The 16,206-nt window shown below is 62.0% G+C and carries 11 protein-coding genes; 4 read left to right on the top strand and 7 right to left on the bottom strand.

Annotation, left to right across the window (positions count from 1 at the left end; translation table 11 throughout):
* Window positions 1–67: 67 nt before the first annotated feature.
* Together ABD842_RS15740 and ABD842_RS15735 are read left to right on the top strand one after the other, a co-directional pair.
* Complete coding sequence (locus tag ABD842_RS15740; RefSeq protein ID WP_345115983.1) at window positions 68–841, top strand: alpha/beta fold hydrolase; 774 nt, start codon at window positions 68–70, stop codon at window positions 839–841.
* An 82-nt stretch (window positions 842–923) separates the two neighbouring features.
* The gene (locus tag ABD842_RS15735; protein WP_345115981.1) at window positions 924–1,628 is read left to right on the top strand and encodes an SAM-dependent methyltransferase; all 705 of its coding nucleotides are present in this window, start codon (window positions 924–926) and stop codon (window positions 1,626–1,628) included.
* Window positions 1,629–1,718: 90 nt separating this feature from the next.
* Here ABD842_RS15735 and feoB read toward each other — a convergent pair whose 3' ends face one another.
* Both feoB and ABD842_RS15725 read right to left on the bottom strand, forming a co-directional pair.
* Window positions 1,719–3,911: a ferrous iron transport protein B gene (gene feoB / locus ABD842_RS15730; protein WP_345115978.1), complete on the bottom strand. Its 2,193-nt coding sequence runs from the start codon at window positions 3,909–3,911 to the stop codon at window positions 1,719–1,721.
* Between the two features lie 13 nt (window positions 3,912–3,924).
* Complete coding sequence (locus ABD842_RS15725; RefSeq protein WP_345115975.1) at window positions 3,925–4,188, bottom strand: FeoA family protein; 264 nt, start codon at window positions 4,186–4,188, stop codon at window positions 3,925–3,927.
* A gap of 217 nt (window positions 4,189–4,405) precedes the next feature.
* Here ABD842_RS15725 and ABD842_RS15720 point away from each other — a divergent pair, with 217 nt between their 5' ends.
* Complete coding sequence (locus tag ABD842_RS15720; protein ID WP_345115972.1) at window positions 4,406–5,308, top strand: carboxypeptidase-like regulatory domain-containing protein; 903 nt, start codon at window positions 4,406–4,408, stop codon at window positions 5,306–5,308.
* Window positions 5,309–5,635: 327 nt separating this feature from the next.
* Here ABD842_RS15720 and ABD842_RS15715 read toward each other — a convergent pair whose 3' ends face one another.
* Both ABD842_RS15715 and ABD842_RS15710 read right to left on the bottom strand, forming a co-directional pair.
* On the bottom strand, window positions 5,636–7,030 hold the full coding sequence (locus tag ABD842_RS15715; RefSeq protein ID WP_345115969.1) for an alpha/beta hydrolase family protein: 1,395 nt from the start codon (window positions 7,028–7,030) through the stop codon (window positions 5,636–5,638).
* Window positions 7,031–7,242: 212 nt separating this feature from the next.
* On the bottom strand, window positions 7,243–10,005 hold the full coding sequence (locus tag ABD842_RS15710) for a TonB-dependent receptor (protein ID WP_345115966.1): 2,763 nt from the start codon (window positions 10,003–10,005) through the stop codon (window positions 7,243–7,245).
* 508 nt (window positions 10,006–10,513) lie between these two features.
* Between ABD842_RS15710 and ABD842_RS15705 the strand changes: the two genes are divergently transcribed.
* Window positions 10,514–10,960, top strand: coding sequence for a CHRD domain-containing protein (locus tag ABD842_RS15705; RefSeq protein ID WP_345115964.1), 447 nt, complete (start codon window positions 10,514–10,516; stop codon window positions 10,958–10,960).
* 75 nt (window positions 10,961–11,035) lie between these two features.
* Here the strand turns inward: ABD842_RS15705 and ABD842_RS15700 are convergent, their stop codons facing one another.
* From ABD842_RS15700 to ABD842_RS15690, 3 genes are all read right to left on the bottom strand, one after another.
* On the bottom strand, window positions 11,036–11,635 hold the full coding sequence (locus ABD842_RS15700; RefSeq protein WP_345115961.1) for an OmpA family protein: 600 nt from the start codon (window positions 11,633–11,635) through the stop codon (window positions 11,036–11,038).
* A gap of 78 nt (window positions 11,636–11,713) precedes the next feature.
* Window positions 11,714–13,093 (bottom strand): alpha/beta hydrolase family protein, encoded by a 1,380-nt coding sequence (locus tag ABD842_RS15695; RefSeq protein WP_345115959.1) that lies wholly within the window; start codon window positions 13,091–13,093, stop codon window positions 11,714–11,716.
* A gap of 241 nt (window positions 13,094–13,334) precedes the next feature.
* Window positions 13,335–15,830, bottom strand: a complete 2,496-nt coding sequence (locus ABD842_RS15690) for a bifunctional UDP-N-acetylmuramoyl-tripeptide:D-alanyl-D-alanine ligase/alanine racemase (RefSeq protein ID WP_345115956.1) — start codon at window positions 15,828–15,830, stop codon at window positions 13,335–13,337.
* Window positions 15,831–16,206: the final 376 nt, after the last annotated feature.

Raw genomic sequence — 16,206 nt, 5'->3', positions numbered from 1 at the left:
GAAGGCGCCGCCGCCTTCCCGCGAGCCGGCCGGGGCATGTGGCGCATTCTTGCGACCTTTGCCCGCTATGCAGCTACACTTCCGCGAACTGGGCCAGGGCACGCCGCTGGTTATTCTCCACGGCCTCTTCGGCACTTCCGACAACTGGCAGACCCTGGCTAAGCGCTGGAGCACAACGCACCGCGTCATCGTGGTGGACCTGCGCAACCACGGCCGCTCCCCGCACACGCCCGAGCATTCCTACGAGCTGATGAGCCAGGATGTGCTGGGGCTGTTCGACCAGCTCAGCCTGGGGCCCGACGTGACGCTGCTGGGCCACAGCATGGGCGGCAAGGTGGCCATGCGCTTCGCCCTCGACCACCCCGCGCGCCTGGCCCGGCTGGTGGTCATGGACATTGCGCCCCGCCTCTCCGACATGGGCCACCAGGACGATATTCTGGCGGGGCTGAATGCGGTGAACCTGGCCACCCTGCAAACCCGGCAGGAGGCGGATACCGCGCTGGCCCAGCACATTTCCAACCTGGGCGTCCGGCAGTTTCTGCTCAAAAACCTCTACCGGCAGGACGATAACACTTTCGCCTGGCGGCAAAACCTGGCGGCGCTGACGGCCCACATGCCCGCCATCGGGGCCGAAATAACTGCCCCCCAGCCTTTTTTGAAGCCGGCGCTGTTCGTGCGCGGGGGCAAATCCGGTTACATCAGCACCGAAGACAAGCTTTACGGCATTCCCGCGCTGTTTCCCAACTCCCAGGTCGAAACGGTGGTGGATGCCGGCCACTGGCTGCACGCCGAGAAGCCCGACGAGGTGTACGCGCTGATAGCCGCATTTGCCCGAAGCTGAGCCGGGCAGATTCCGCAACCGGCAGCCGGCCCCGGGCGGCCGGGCTCTTCTGAACTCCTCACCCCTATTTTACCATCTCCGAATGAAGGGCACGCTCTATCTTATTCCCACGGTGCTGGCCGAAGCCACCGGCGCGCAGGTGCTACCGGCGCAGGTAGCGGCCCGGGTAGCGGTTCTCGCCTGCTTTCTGGTCGAAAATGCCCGCACGGCCCGCCGGTTTATCAAGAGCGTGGCCCCCCAGCAGGTAATTGAGGAATTAGCCATCACCGTCATCGACAAAGACTCGACGGAAGCCGAAATCACCGCCGCGCTGAAGCTGGTGACGGCCGGGCAGGACGCGGGTGTCATCTCCGAAGCCGGCTGCCCCGGCGTGGCCGACCCCGGCGCGGAAATAGTCCGCCTGGCGCATCAGCTGGGTATCAAGGTAGTGCCGCTGGTGGGGCCGTCGTCGCTGCTGCTGGCCCTGATGGCCTCGGGCATGAACGGGCAGAGCTTTGCCTTCCACGGCTACCTGCCCATCGAGCGGACCCAGCGGGCCGGGGCCCTCAAGAACCTGGAGCGGCTGGCCCTGACCCAGCACCAGACCCAGCTGTTTATTGAGACGCCCTACCGCAACATGCAGCTGCTGGAAGACATGCTCACCCACCTGCAGCCCGCCACCCGGCTGTGCATCGCCGCCAACCTCACCGCCCCCGACGAATTTGTACGCACCGACACGGTAGCCGGCTGGAAGGGCAAGCTGCCCGAGCTGCACAAGCAGCCGGCCGTGTTTTTGATAGGACGGTAGGGTCTTGGTTGTTGGGGTCTTGGCTACTGGAAATTTCAACAACGCGGGCCCGGGCCAGATTGCCGAAGGAAAATCCAAGCTCCCAAGCCCCTATTTAAACACCTGATACACGATCAGCGACGACACGTAGGCCAGGCCGGTCATGTACACCAGCTGCAGAATGGGCCACTTCCAGCCTTTGGTTTCGCGGTAGACCACGGCCAGGGTGCTCATGCACTGCATGGCAAATACGTAGAACACCAGCAGGGAGAAGGCGCGGGCGGGGGTGAAAAACGGCTGCCCGAATTCATCCTTTTCGGCGGCCAGCTTCTGCTGCACCGTCCGCATGTCGGCATCCTGCCCCACGCTGTAGATGGTGGAGATGGTGCCCACAAACACTTCCCGGGCGGCAAACGAGGTAATCAGCGCAATGCCGATTTTCCAGTCGAAGCCCAGCGGGCGGATGGCGGGCTCCAGCGTGCGGCCGAACAGGCCGGCGTAGGAATTCTCCAGCTTCTGGGAAGCCACCCGGGTTTCGGTTTCGGCCTTGCTGAGCTGCTGCCGGGCGGCCGTGGCCCGGGCCCGGACTTCCGCCTGCTCCAGCGCCTGCCCCGGCCCGTACGAGGCCAGCACCCACAGAATCACGGAAATGGCCACGATGACCTTGCCAGCCTGGAAAACGAAGGTCTTTACCTTCTCCACGATGGTGATGCCCACGTTTTTCCAGCGCGGCCAGCGGTACACCGGAAACTCCATGATGAAATAGCTCCGCTCCCGGGTGCGCAGCAGCAGCTTCAGGGCCAGGGCCGAGAAAATAGCCGCGAAGAAGCCCAGCAGGTACAGCCCCATCAGGGCAATGCCGCGCAGGTTGAAAATACCCAGCACCGGCTCGTCGGGCACCACGAGCCCGATAAGCACGGTGTAGACCGGAATCCGGGCCGAACAGCTCATCAGCGGGGTGACGAAGATGGTGATGATGCGGTCCTTCCAGTTTTCGATGGTACGCGCGCTCATGATGGCCGGCACGGCGCAGGCTACGCCCGAAATCAGGGGCACCACACTTTTGCCGTTGAGCCCGAACTTGCGCATGATGCGGTCCATCATGAACGTGACGCGGGCCATGTAGCCGGTTTCCTCCAGCACCGCAATGAAGGCGAAGAGCAGGGCAATCTGCGGGATGAAAATCAGCACCCCGCCCAGCCCGGCCAGAATTCCCTCGGTCAGCAGGCTGATGAGCGGGCCGTCGAAGTTGGTTTGAATAAGGCTGTTGATCCAGGCCACGCCCTGGTCAATCAGCTCCATGGGGTAGCTGGCCCAGGCAAACACGGCCTGAAACATCAGGAACAGCACCCCGAAGAAAATCAGGTAGCCCCAGACTTTGTGGGTCAGCACTTTGTCGAGCTTGTTGCTGTAGGGCTCGTTTTGCTCGGTGCGCGTCACGCTCACGGCATTCAGCAGCATGTCGTTGATGCGGGCGTAGCGGGCAATGGTTTCCTGGGCCTGCTGCGGCGTAGGCTGAAAGCCGTACTGCGCCGCCAGCTCCCCGATGTAGGTTCGCTCATCGGCCGTTAGAAAATTGATCTGCCGGAACTGGTGGGCGTAGTGCAGCGCGAGGTAGTCGTTGTGCAGGTTGAAGTAGTAGCGGATCTGCCGAATCATGGGCAGCAGCGCCTCTTCAGGCTCGTAGAAGTGCTCGGTGGAGGCACTCATCTGCTGGGCCATCACAATCTTGAGGGCCGCCACGCCGATGCCCTTGCGGGCATTCATCGGAATGACCGGCACGCCCAGCTCCTGCTGCAGCGCGGCCACGTCAATCTTGACGCCGTGCTGCTCGGCCACGTCCATCATATTCAGGGCCAGCACGATGGGCAGCCCCAGATCGGCCAATTGGGTGAACAGCAGCAGGTTGCGGCGCAGGTTCGACGAGTCCACCGTCACCACCACAAAGTCGGGAAACTGCTCGGAGGCCCGGTCGTAGAGCAGGTCGGTAATTACCTTTTCGTCCAGGCTCTTGGGATAGAGCGAGTAGGTGCCGGGCAGGTCAATGATTTCGGCCCGGTGCTGGGAAGTAAGCTGGCTGATGCCGGTTTTGCGGTCGACCGTCACGCCGGGGAAGTTGCCCACCTTCTGGTTGAGGCCCGTGAGCTGGTTGAACAGCGACGACTTGCCCGAGTTGGGGTTGCCGATCAGGGCAATACGAGTAAGCGCGCGGGGACTGCGGGGCGGGAAGTCACCGAGCGTTTCGAGGGCTACTGCGGAAGCAGCCGTACCAGCAGGGTCGGTAATCAGAGCGGCGCGGGCCATAACGAGGCAGCGGCTAAGCCTTCAGGAGAATAGTGGCCGCCTCACTCACGCGCAACGACAACGTGTAAGCATCATCGCCCAGCACCAGCGTGATGGGGCAGCCCAGCGGCGCGCGGCTGTTGAGCCGCACCTGGGTGCCGGGAATGCAGCCCATTTCCAGCAGCTTCAAGGCCATTTCCGGGTCCTGGAGGCAGCATATGGTTCCGCTTTCGCCGAGGCGAAGGTCTTTCACGCTGCGGGGCGCATCGGGCGTGGTACGGGCGGAACGATTGGACACGGGCGGGGGTGGTTATTTAGATTCTGTTCAAACAAAGGTACAACCGATTTAGTTTTCAGCCAAAATCCCCACCCTCTGGTTGCTGGTCGGAACGCGGGCCAACGTGCTGATCTTGAATTATTCCCCCTTGCAATTGCACATTTATAAATATTCAGGGAGGACTTGCAAAAATCACCTGATTTGATTGTAATTTTGGGGTAGAATAATCTGCCTAACTATGCTCAAACGCGTACTTGCCCTGTTCACCTTTGTGATGGTGTTCCCGACTCTGAGCTTTGCTCAGGAAAACAACAAACTTTCCGGGCGTGTTGTAGACTCTAAAACCAAAGAGCCGATTCCCTTTGCTTCTATTCAGCTAAAAGAGGAGCAAACCGGGGCGCTTACCAACGAGTACGGCTTCTTTCAGATGGCCATGCCCGAGAAGAACGCCCAGGACTCCCTGCTGGTGCTGGCGCTGGGCTATTTCCGCAAGGCCGTAGTCATCAAAAAGGGCGGCAACATGACCGACCTGATTGTGGAAGTACCCAAGCGCGTCGTAGAGCTGGGCAACGTAACCGTGAAGGGCGGCAAGGTGAAAGACCTGTCGCTGGGCTCGAAGGGCAACACGCCCGGCGAAGGCATGATTCAGGGGATGCCGGGCCAGCAGTACGCCTTCTACGTGAAAAACGAGAAAGGCAAGAAGCTCGGCAACATCCGCTCGGCCTCGTTTTACATCGGCGAGAATGGCTTCCCGCGGGAACCGTTCCGCGTGCGGATTTACAAGGCCGACGGCAACTACAACTCGCCTAACACCGACCTGCTCACCGAAAACGTGGTGGTTTCGGCTCCCGGCGGCGGACAGTGGTACACCGTCGACCTGACGCCCTACAACATTGAGGCGCCGGGCGAAGGCTTTTACGTAGCCATGGAGTGGATTGTGAGCGGCGACAAGTTCTACACCACCAACTTCATGGACACCTACACGCCCTACGGTCAGATCATGCGTCCCACCTTCGAGTTCAAGGAAAGCCGTACCTGGTCGTACTCGCTGGGCAAAGGCTGGAGCCTGATCACCCTGGCCAACAACGGCATGCGCTACAACGCCATGATCAAGGCTGAAGTTGACATGATCAAAGACTAACTTCCCCGGCGTAGGCCAAGTAAAAGCCATAGACCCCAAAAAGCCCGTGCCCTTCGTTGCACGGGCTTTTTGGGGTCTATGGCTTTGTGGTAGCGCGCGGCAACGGGGCAGGGCCGCGCAGCCCGGATGAGGGCAGCCGGGCTTACGGGTACCGGGGCTTGTCAAAATATGGCGTATTGGGGTTAGCTACGAAACTGCATCACCTCAACCTCCCCCATTTCCGACCGGCACCAGGGCTTCGCCCTGCCCATGCTTTGCTACGCCTACATCGTCTGGCACGGCCTTAGGCAGCTAACCTGCTGACCATGAATCGGGTCCACAAGCACCTTATTTCGCCGGCTTGACCTGCTTCACTATCCAGTCGCGCATGGCGTCCTGGGCGGCGGGCGAGAACGTGGGCTGCTGCTGACCATTCAACAGCGGCCATTCGGCGGGGTCGGCCTGAAACAGGTGATTGACGCCTGCCAGCTTGCGCACAGTCACGTCCTTGTTGCCTTTCAGCCCTTTTTCCAGCGCCGCCAGGTTGGTTTCGGGGGCCGCTTGCAGGTCGCTGGTGCCGTTGAGCAGCAGCACCGGGCAGCGTACCTTGGCCAGCGTGGCCTGCGGGCTGAACCCCAAGAAGTAGCGGTACCAGGGCGTCGTAAGCTCGGCGGCGCTGGCCATGGCCGTGGCGTTGTCAATCGAGGAGTTGCTCTGCTTGAGCATGTTGGCCACGATGGCCTGGGCCTGGGCATTATCGGCCGTCTGCCGGATGATGTCCAGCATGGCGTTCTGGCGCTTGGTGAACTCGTCCACCTGCGCCGTTTCCATGCCTACGGAACGCATAATGTTGGCCTGCTGCTGCACCAGCACCTGCTGGCCCGGCATGCCGTAGGCTGCCAGCAGCACCACGAAGGCCGGCGGCAGCGGCTCGGCAGCGGCCAGCGTGGCCACGTTGCCGCCTTCACCATGCCCGATCAGACCGATGTGGGCCACGTCAATTTCGGGACGGATACGCAAAAAGTTCAGGCCCGCCTGCGCGTCTTTTACCAGGTCGGCGGTGGTAGTGGCGGCAGTACTGCCCTGCGACTGCCCAACGCCCCGGTCATCAAAGCGCAGCACGGCAATGCCGCGGCGGGTCAGGTAATCGGCCAGGGCCCCGAACATGTGGTATTGGCCCAGCGTGCCGTCGCGGTCCTGCGCGCCGGTATCGGAGAGCAGCAGCACCGCCGGAAAAGGACCGGTGCCCGCCGGTACCGTCAGGGTGCCCGCCAGCCGGATATTGGCTGCTTGGTTGGAAAACGCCACTTCCTCCACGCGGTAGGGCGGTGGAAACTTGAAGTTCTTGTCGAGTGCCGCGGGCGGGGGCAGCAGCGTCAGCGCCATGGGCGCCTTGTAGCCGGGCTGCTGCCAGGTGCCCTGCAGCACTTTGCCCGTACCGTCCAGCTGCCCGGTGAAGCGGCTGTCGGCGGCCGCGGCGTACAGGATGACGGTGTCGCCCTTGGCCTCTAGCGTCATGGGCATGCGGTTCACTTTCTGCAGTGGCACGTCGAGTACGGCAAAACGCTTGCCCGTGGCCAGCTCCGTGACGCTGACAACTACGTCCAGGCTGCCGCCCGGCATTTTCAGGGGACCTTTCCATTGTCCGGCCAGACCCGGAGCGGCCGATTGCCCCCGGCTGGCCAGGGGTAGCAGCAGCACGGCCAGCCACCAGCTACCCAGATAGCGGTTCAAAAATTTCATAAACAAGAGGATGCAGAGGTGGGATAAGGAAGGAGGGCCGCTTTTTTCAGTTGAAGCCCGGGAGTAGCGCAAGGTTGCAGTACCGGGGATACATTCCCTACGAAAGGCAAAGACAGCCTTTGGGGTCCGGTACCCACCAGCTTTTCAACAGGATACCGGCGCCCCGTCCTGATCAGCCAGGAAGGAGCGCCGGTAGGTGGCAGTGGCTTACCCTAAAGACCCAGCGTGTAGGCGGCTTTCAGATACACGAAGGTGCCGTTGAAGCCCATCTGCACCGGGTTGTAGGGAAAGATGTCCCGGCCTTCGGGCAGGTTGGAAGGCTTGCCAAAGCGGGCCTGGTAGTAAGCATTGAACACTTCGACAGAGGCGAAGCCCCCCGGAGGCCGGCCGTTGCGGGCCGCTTCGGACACCGTATTCGGAAAAACGTTGAAAAGGTTGTTTACGCCCGCCGTCAGGCCCAGAGATTTAAGCGGCTTGTAGCCGACCATCAGGTCGGTAACGGTGCGTGGGTTGAACTGCAGGTAGTAGCTGCCAAAGTCGTTGGCGGCGTCGGTGTTGGTATCGAAGTAGCTCACCTGCCCGAAGTAGGTGTTGCGCACCAGCACGTTGAGCTTGCCCAGTTCGTAGCCCAGGCTCAGCAGCAGCTTGCTCTTGGGGCTGCCGGTTTCAATCAGCGACAACTGGCGCGGGTCCACGTAGTTCGTGTTGGGGTTATCGTCCGATTGCAGCGTCTGGAAGTTGGCGGGCACATTCAGCGCCTGAATGGTGGTGCGGTTGAAGTTGGCGGCGGCGCTGGCCGTGAACGAGCCCCGGCCTAATTCGTGCTGGTAGTTGGCTATCAGGTCCAGGCCCGTGGTGCGGGTATCCACCGAGTTGGTAAAGAACTGGGCCCGGTCGATACTGTAGCGGAACAGCGCCGCGTCGAGGTTGGCGTTGATGCCGGGGCCAAACAGACCCGACAAAATAATGCGGTCATTGATGTCGATGCGGTAGGCGTCGGCGGTAAACGACAGGCTGGGCAGCGGCGTGAGCACCAGACCAGCGCTGAAGCTGCGGGATTTCTCCGGCCCCAGGGCCGGAATACCGGCCGCCCGGGTTACCTCATCCTGGTTGTTGAAGATGCCCGAATAGCGCACGCCCGAAGCCGACGACTCCAGCGTGAGCTGCCGGTAGAGTACCTGCTGCAGCGATGGGGCGCGGAAGCCCGTGTTGAAGGCGGCCCGGACGGCCAGCGGCTTCAGCATCTGGTAGCGGGAAGTCACCTTGTAGATGAGCGCGGAGCCAAAGTCGCTGTAGTTCTCAAAGCGCAAAGCCGTACTCACCGACCACTTCTTGGTGATATCAGCTTCCAGGTCAAAGAAGCCGCCTACGTTGCTACGGGAACCGATTACGGCCGAAGCCGGGGCGAAGCCCAGAAAACCCTGGGAGCCGGCGCCGGCGCCGATTCTTCCTTCGTCAAACTCGCCCCAGGCATTCTGCTCGCCTTCTTCAATCTGGTAGTGGTCATTGCGGTACTCGGCCCCGAAGGCGACGTTGGTGCCGGCCAGCACTTTCGGGAACAGGCGGCTGATGGTAGCGTTGGTTACGTTCTGCGTAAACCGGAAGCCGCCCGCATCGAAGGAAGTCGGCGACTTGACGCCGATGGACGCATTAACCGTGTTGTCCACGTTGTAGCGCATCCGGTTGTGGCCCAGCACGTGGCTCACGTCGAGGCTCCACGGCCCCAGGCTTATCACGGTGCCTACGGCGCCCGAAGCGTCGTGGATGCGCGTGTTGATGTTCGGCTGATAACCCAGCGGGAAGATAGACTCGATGATGTCCAGCGACTGGGTAGCGGGCAGCACCCAGGGCGCCACCGAATTGCCCCGGCGGTAGTTGTAGCCCCCGAAAGCGTACAGCTTCACCTTGTCGGTGGCGGCTACGCTGGCGTTGAAGATACCGCGGTAGTTGTCAATGCGGGCGTCGCCGTTGCGCTGCTCAAAGTCCTTGTAGGCTTTGCCGTTGGCGGCCAGTGCCGCATTTTCCTGGGCTTGGTCGGAGGAGAAAACGGGCCGCGAGAATACGTCCCGGGAATAGTCGCGGGTGGTGGAGCCGCGGTGGTCAGCGTCGAGCGTCAGGTTGAAAAAGCCCTTTTGGCCCAGCTTGAAGCCTTTGTTTAAGCTCGCCAGCGTGGTCAGGCCGTCGCCCTGCGTGGTCACGCCGGTACCCACCAAGACGTTACCACCTTTGTTGTCTGATTTGAGGTTAATGTTCATTACCCCGGCAATGGCGTCGGAGCCGTACTGGGCCGCAGCTCCGTCGCGCAGAATTTCCACGCGGTCCACCGAGTTGGCGGCTATCGTGTTCAGGTCGGTGCCAACGTTGCCCACGCCGCGGTTGCCGAGCAGGTTGATCAGGGCCGTGGTGTGGCGACGCTTGCCGTTCACCAGCACCAGCATCTGGTCGGTACCCAGGCCGCGCAGGTTGGCGGGGTCCACGTGGTCGGAGCCGCCCGCGGAAGTCTGCCGGGTCGAGTTGAACGACGGCACCACGTAGTTGAGCAGCTGCGTCATGTCGGTCTGCGGAGCCGTCGCGGCCAGGGTGCGCATGTCGATAACGTCAACCGGTACGGCTGATTCCAGGGCCGTGCGGTCGGCCCGGCGGGTACCGACGGCTACAATCTCGGTGTTCAGCGAAAAGCTGAACTGGGCCTCTTTGCCGGCCGCCAGAAACACGTTGGTCACCAGCAGCGTGCGATAACCCGGCTGTACTACCTGCAGCGTGTAGGGCCCACCCACCAGCAGGTCGGCCATGGTAAAGCTGCCGGTGCTGGTGCTGCTGGTAGACCGCCGCAGGCCGGTGGGCAGGTGAATGGCCGCCACGGTGGCGCCCGACAGGGCTTCGTCTTTGTCCGAGCGGGCGGTGCCGTTGATGCTGGCAGTAGTAGCTTGAGCCTGTGCCAGTTGGGCACACAGCAGACATAGGCTGAACAACATCAGCCAGGAACGAGTAAGAATTTGCACAGGTGTGTAATTGGGTTTGTAGAAGTATGTGTTAAAAAACATACCACCTGAAAAGTTTTATATATTTATTTTTTTGCGGAAAAATATAACTATTCAGGTTTGATAAAATTCGTTTTGTACTGCCTTACCGGGCAGGTTTCCAACGGATGCCGGCTTTGGGCTCAGCCAGCTGCGGATGTAGTTGAGCTAAACCGTATCTGGCTCGCTCATTTTTGCAATAAACTGACCGTAAGACGGCGGCAGTAAATAAAGCATGCCTGCACCCCAGGCCCAGATGAGGCCGAACTAGAATTTTCTTTTCGGCAACCTGCTTCAAATGAGCTGAATATAAGCTCGACACTAGACTAAATAATTATCTTTATTTAATTCAATTTTAATAAATCAAAAATAGTTCCATCAGCAACAAACCCGAAACCTTTTAGAAATAGGCCGCTTTAGGTCTCACACATTTTAACAACCCCACAATACACACCATTGCTTGATGAAAAAGTACGCCTACCTCTTCCTGCTTCTTACCGGCTTTGCTACTGCTTCCTGCGATAAGGAGGAGGAAACCCCACCGGCCACTACGTCCGGAGTAGTGAACCTCACCGCCAGCCTCGACGGCAAACAGCAGGTACCGGCCAACCCTTCGCCCGGTACCGGCACACTTACGGGCACTTATGACAAGAGTACGCGCGTAATTACCTACACCATTACCTTCAAGGACATGACCGGCAATCCGACGCTGGGTCACTTCCACCAGGGCGCTCCGGGTGCCACCGGCCCGGTTTCGGTACCATTTCCCCAGCTGACTTCCCCCATCACCGGCACGGCGACCCTGTCGCAGGCGGATGGCGAGAAGCTGTTGCAAGGCGCTTTCTACGCCAACCTGCACAGTGGCATGTACGGCGGTGGTGAGCTACGCGGTGATATTAAAATCAAGTAGGCCGAGCTGCTCCAAGAACAAAAAGGGTCCTGGCATAATGCCAGGACCCTTTTTGTTCTACTTGCTTTTTAGTCACTACTTCGTCCGCACAGCTATTTCCACGCGGCGGTTCTGCTGCCGGCCTGCGGCAGTGGCGTTGGTAGCTATAGGCTGACTTTCGCCCATCGGCTCCAGGCTCACGCGGCCGGTATCGATTTTACCATTGGCTACCAGCCAGTTTTTCACGGCTTCGGCGCGCTGGGCGCTGAGTTCCTTGTTGTAGCTTTTATCGCCGCGCGAATCGGCGAAGCCCATGACCCGCACCGGGCCCGTAGCGTAGCGCTGGCCAATGGAAGCCGCAATCTGCTCCAGCGCCTTGCCGGCCCCGGACCTGATTTCGGCCTTGTCGGTATCAAACAGCACGGTTTCCTCGATGCCGTACACGCTGTACTCGTCGTTGCCGCGCACACTTACCTCAGACATGCTCACCTCCGGATATTTCACGTCAGCCAGCTTGGCCCGGGTCATATCCCAGCTGGTATCAATGGCATCAGCGGGTCCCTCCCCTTCGCGGTACACGACGGCCGTGTCCTGGGTAGCTTCCTGGGGCTGGTCTTTGGTTTCCGGATTCTTCAGGTTGTCGCAGGCGGAGAGCAGCGCCACGAGGGCGACGAGGGAAAGCAGTTGTTTTTTCATGGTTGTGGAAAGGGGAGCGGGAGATAAGTAAGCCCCCCTTACGCACAGGGCCCGCAGAAGTTAGTGGTGCCGGCCCGCTTATTTCAGGGAGCGGGCCACCACCCAGGCCCGGATAGCTTCCTCAGCAGCCGGCGAAAACGTCGGCCGGGGCTCCCCGCCCACCAGGGGCCACTCGGCCGGAGCGGGCTGAAACAGGTGATTCACCCCCGGCAGCTTCTTGCTGGTCACGTCGCGGGAGTTGCGCAGCGCCTTGGTGAGCGAAGCCAGATTGGGGTCCGCCTGCACATCCAGGTCGGCCGTACCATTGAGCAGCAGCACGGGGCATTTCACCTCTCCCAGGCGTTCCAGGGGGTTGCTCTGCAAGGAAAGGCGGTATCGGGCCGAAGTCATTTCAATGGCTTTGGCCTGGGCCGCGGCCGCTTCCAGGGTCGGGTTGTTCTGCTGGAGCATATTAGCCACAATAGCCCGGGCCTGGGCCACATCCGGCGTTTGTCGAATAACTTCGAGCAGCGCGGTCTGCTGCTTGATGGCGGCTTCCACCTGAGCCGGAGTGCTACCCGCCGCCTTGAGCACGGCCGCCTGCTGCTGCATGGCCATTACCGTCCCGGGCTGCCCGGCCGCGGCCAGCGCCACGACGAAGGCGGGGGGCAAAGGCTGCGCTGCGGTCAGCAACGCTACGTTGCCGCCTTCGCCGTGCCCGATCAGGCCAATGTGGGAGAAATCAATTTCGGGGCGGGCCCGCAGGAAGTTAATCCCGGCCTGCACGTCGGTTATCAGATCTTCGATCTTGGTCTGGCTGAAGTCGCCGGCGGAGCCGGCAATACCCCGGTCATCAAAGCGCAGCACGGCAATGCCGCGGCGGGTCAGGTAGTCGGCCAGGTTGCCCAGCAGGCGGTAGTCGCCCACGGTTCCTTCGCGGTCGTGCGCCCCGGCATCCGATACCAGCACCACTGCCGGGAAGGGGCCCGGCCCGGCCGGAATGGTCAGCATGCCGCTCAGGCGCTGGTTTACGGCCACGTTGGTGTAGTTGACTTCCTCTTCGCGGTAGGGCGGGGTGAGCCGCACCTTGGCGTTGGCCGGCGCTACCGGCACCGGGGTGAAGGTGAGCGTGAGGGGAGCATCGAGGCCGGGCTGGTGCCAGGTGCCGATGATCTGCTTGCCATCAGCGCTCAGCTGCCCCGTAAAGCGGCTGCCGGCTTCGGCGGCGGCCAGCGTCACTGTGTCGCCGCGCTGCTCCGCTTTTACGGCCATGCGGCTCACCTTCTGCAGGGGCACGTCCATCATGGCAAAGTAGGAGCCGTCGGCGAGGCTGACCAGGCGGAAAATGACTTCCAGCTCGCCGCCGGGCATTTTCAGCGGGCCTTTCCAGATGCCGTCAAGCTTGGCCGCCGTGGCGCCCAGAGGCAGCAGCAACACCAGCAGCAGCGGTAGAATAAGGGCGTGAAATTTCGTTTTCATATTGCAATGAGCGGGAAGTAACCAGAGCAGAAAGCAGCCAAAAAGCGGCTAGCCACCGGAAAGCCGCCGCTGCTTTTGTCGAAAGATACGCCTATTCCGTCGTTTCGCCCACGGGTAGCTGAACAGTATAATTTCTTATTATAATATTACCGCCTCCGGCCGTTTCATCGCCCCATTTATCACTCACCGTCCTTGCCATCAGCAACTTGCCCCAGCCGGCGGCGGCGGCCGGCGGCGTTACTTATTCCGCAAAAAACACCCGCTTCACCCGCTCGCTCACGTTGGTCAGCAGCTCGTAGGGAATGGTGCCGATGCGGCCCGCCAGCTCGACCAGCGGCACGGCTTCGCCGAACACTACCACCGGGTCGCCGGCCCGGGCGGCGGGCAGGTGGGTTACGTCGGCCATGCACATGTCCATGCACACGTTGCCGACGATGGGAGCCCGCTGCCCGCGAATGACGACTTCGCCGCCGCCGTTGCCGAAGCGCCGGTCGTAGCCGTCGGCGTAGCCAATGGCCAGCGTGGCAATACGCCGCTCGTAGTCTGTGGCCACGCCGCGGCGACCGTAGCCCACGGTTTCGCCGGGAGCCAGAGTCTTGACCTGGGAAATAGTGGTGTGCAGGCTGCTCACGGGCCGGAGCGCGGCGGGGTGCTGGCCGCTGGCCTCCACGCCGTAGAGCCCAATGCCCAGACGAACCATATCGTAGTGCGCCTCGGGAAAGCGCACGATACCGGCCGAGTTGAGCGCATGCTTGAGAATGGAGTAGCCCAGGGTTTCTTCCAGCAGCGGCGTCATGCGCCGGAAAGCGGCCAGCTGGCGGCGGCTGAAGTCGTTGTGCTGCGCTTCGTCGGCGCCGGCCAGGTGGGTCAGAGCGCTGGCCACGCGCAGGTGGGCGGCGTTTTCGCGCAGCAGCGCGCAGAGCTCGGGCAGGTCTTCCTCGGTAAAGCCCAGGCGGCGCATGCCGGTGTCGAGCTTGAGGTGGATGGCGGGCAGGGGCTGCTCCCCGGCGGCGCGCAGGTAGTCGCGCAGCCGCTCGAAGGAGTAGATTTCGGGCTCCAGGTGGTACTGCCGCAGCTTCTGAAAGGAGTCCGGCGACGGGTTCATGACCATAATGGGCAGGCTGATGCCGTGCTGGCGCAGGTCCACGCCCTCGTCGGCGTAGGCCACGGCGAGGTAGTCGGCGCGGTGAAACTGAAGCAGGTTGGCCACTTCGTAGGAGCCGCTGCCGTAGGCAAAAGCCTTCACCATCACCATCAGCCGGGTGCCGGGCTGGAGGCGGGCGCGGTAGTAGTTCAGGTTGTGGACCAGCGCGTCGAGGTTTACCTCCAGCACCGTGCCGTGGATTTTCTGCTGGAAGGCCGTCACGATTCGCTCGAAGCCGTAGCGGCGGGCGCCTTTCACCAGGATGGTCTCGTGCTGATACTGGTCGGCCCGGAACTCGCCCAGGAACGCTTCGGTGGTAGGGAAGAACGCCTTGGCAGCCCCGCCAAACGCTGTTTCAAACTGGCTGATTTCGGGGCCGATGCCGACGAGGCGCTCCACGCCGTGGGCGGGCAGCAGCGCCGCCACCCGGGCGTACAGCTCGGCGGCGGGCAGCCCGGATTCGAGCACGTCGGACAAAATAAGGGTGCGGCGGCCGCGGCGGGGCTGGCGGGCCAGGGCGTCGAGGGCCAGGGTGAGGCCGGCCAGGTCGTTGTTGTAGGTGTCGTCGAGCACGTAGCAGTCGTTGAGGGCCTGCTTCATTTCCAGGCGCATGGCCACGGGCTGGAGCCGGTCGAGGCGGCGCTGGATTTCGGGGGCCGCCACCTGCCGCCACAGCAGCACCGTGAGGCAGTGCAGGGCATTTTCCACCGAGGGCTCATCGGCGAAAGGAATGGTGAAGGTATGCTCCTGCGGCAAGGGCTTGTCGAGCCCGATGCGCACCAGGGTGCGGTCGGCCAGGGCTTCGAGCACCGTCACGGCCACGTTGGCGGCGGGCGGGTGCTGCCGGCTCCAGGTAAAGCGGCGGTGGGCGGGCAGCAGCTTTTCGGCCGCGGCGTGCACGGCGGGCTGGTCGAGGCAGTAGAAGAGCGTGTCGACGTCGGCAAACAGCTGCAGCTTCTCGCCTACTTTCTCTTCGGGCGAGGCAAAGCCCGCGTCGTGGGCGGTGCCCAGCGTGGTGAAGAGGCCCAGCGTGGGCTGAATCACGCGGGCCAGCCGGGCCATTTCACCCCGCTCCGAAATGCCGGCCTCGAAGATGCCCAGCGTGTGGGTCGCGTTCAGCTCCCACACGCTCAGCGGCACGCCCACCTGGGAGTTGAAGCTGCGCGGACTTTTGCACACCAACTCATCGGGACTCAGCAGCTGGGCCAGCCACTCCTTGACGATGGTTTTGCCATTCGATCCGGTGATGCCGAACACCGGGATACGGAACTGCCGGCGGTGCTGGGCGGCCAGGGCCTGCAGGGCGGCCAGGCTGTTATCGACGAGCAGGAAGCCCGCGTCAGGAAAGGCCACCACACCGCCGGGTATTTCCGCCTCGGCTTCCACTACGAACAGCCGCACGCCCTTGGCATACAGCTCGGGCAGGTAGCGGTGGCCGTTGTGTTGGGGGCCGCGCAGGGCAAAAAACAGCGAGCCGGCGGGCTGCCCCACCCGGCGGCTGTCGAGCAGCAGGTGGTGCACGGGGGCCGGGGCGGCGGGCAGCTGAAGCAGGGTGCCGCCGAGCAGAGCGGGCAGGTCGGGGAAGAGCAGCATGGCAAGGAGGATAACCAGGGTAAAGGTACTCGGCTTTAGGTTCGAAGCCGGCTCCCGCCGCCCGGCGGCCCGGGGCTATTGCCGGGGCGGCCTTGGTTTCATCCAATCCGGATGCCGGGGCTCCTGCGGCGCTTCAGCAGGTAAAGTCTAGAGGCAGTGTAGAGGCAGTGTAGAAGCACTGTGTAGGAAATAGACTTGTTCCCGAATAAAAACTGTCCGAAAATTTCCGCTGCTGTTGGCAATCGGACCGGCTTTTTTAACTAGCGAAGCTGGTAGAGTTGTTCCCAAATAGTATTTTTGGGCATGCTAGATGTGAATACGATTACAGACGACCGCCAAATGCGGGCGTTGACGGGCTTGGATTTGGAAGCGTTTT

Source organism: Hymenobacter algoricola, assembly GCF_039539525.1.
Taxonomy (GTDB): domain Bacteria; phylum Bacteroidota; class Bacteroidia; order Cytophagales; family Hymenobacteraceae; genus Hymenobacter; species Hymenobacter algoricola.
The sequence above is the reverse complement of the archived record's forward strand: the minus strand, read 5'-3'. Positions and strand labels throughout refer to the sequence as shown.

Coding starts and splice junctions, on each gene's coding strand:
- ABD842_RS15715 (WP_345115969.1), bottom strand. CDS start 7,030: ATGAAATTTTTGAACCGCTATCTGGGTAGCTGGTGGCTGGCCGTGCTG.
- ABD842_RS15690 (WP_345115956.1), bottom strand. CDS start 15,830: ATGCTGCTCTTCCCCGACCTGCCCGCTCTGCTCGGCGGCACCCTGCTT.
- ABD842_RS15705 (WP_345115964.1), top strand. CDS start 10,514: ATGAAAAAGTACGCCTACCTCTTCCTGCTTCTTACCGGCTTTGCTACT.
- ABD842_RS15700 (WP_345115961.1), bottom strand. CDS start 11,635: ATGAAAAAACAACTGCTTTCCCTCGTCGCCCTCGTGGCGCTGCTCTCC.
- ABD842_RS15720 (WP_345115972.1), top strand. CDS start 4,406: ATGCTCAAACGCGTACTTGCCCTGTTCACCTTTGTGATGGTGTTCCCG.
- ABD842_RS15695 (WP_345115959.1), bottom strand. CDS start 13,093: ATGAAAACGAAATTTCACGCCCTTATTCTACCGCTGCTGCTGGTGTTG.
- feoB (WP_345115978.1), bottom strand. CDS start 3,911: ATGGCCCGCGCCGCTCTGATTACCGACCCTGCTGGTACGGCTGCTTCC.
- ABD842_RS15740 (WP_345115983.1), top strand. CDS start 68: ATGCAGCTACACTTCCGCGAACTGGGCCAGGGCACGCCGCTGGTTATT.
- ABD842_RS15735 (WP_345115981.1), top strand. CDS start 924: ATGAAGGGCACGCTCTATCTTATTCCCACGGTGCTGGCCGAAGCCACC.
- ABD842_RS15710 (WP_345115966.1), bottom strand. CDS start 10,005: ATGTTGTTCAGCCTATGTCTGCTGTGTGCCCAACTGGCACAGGCTCAA.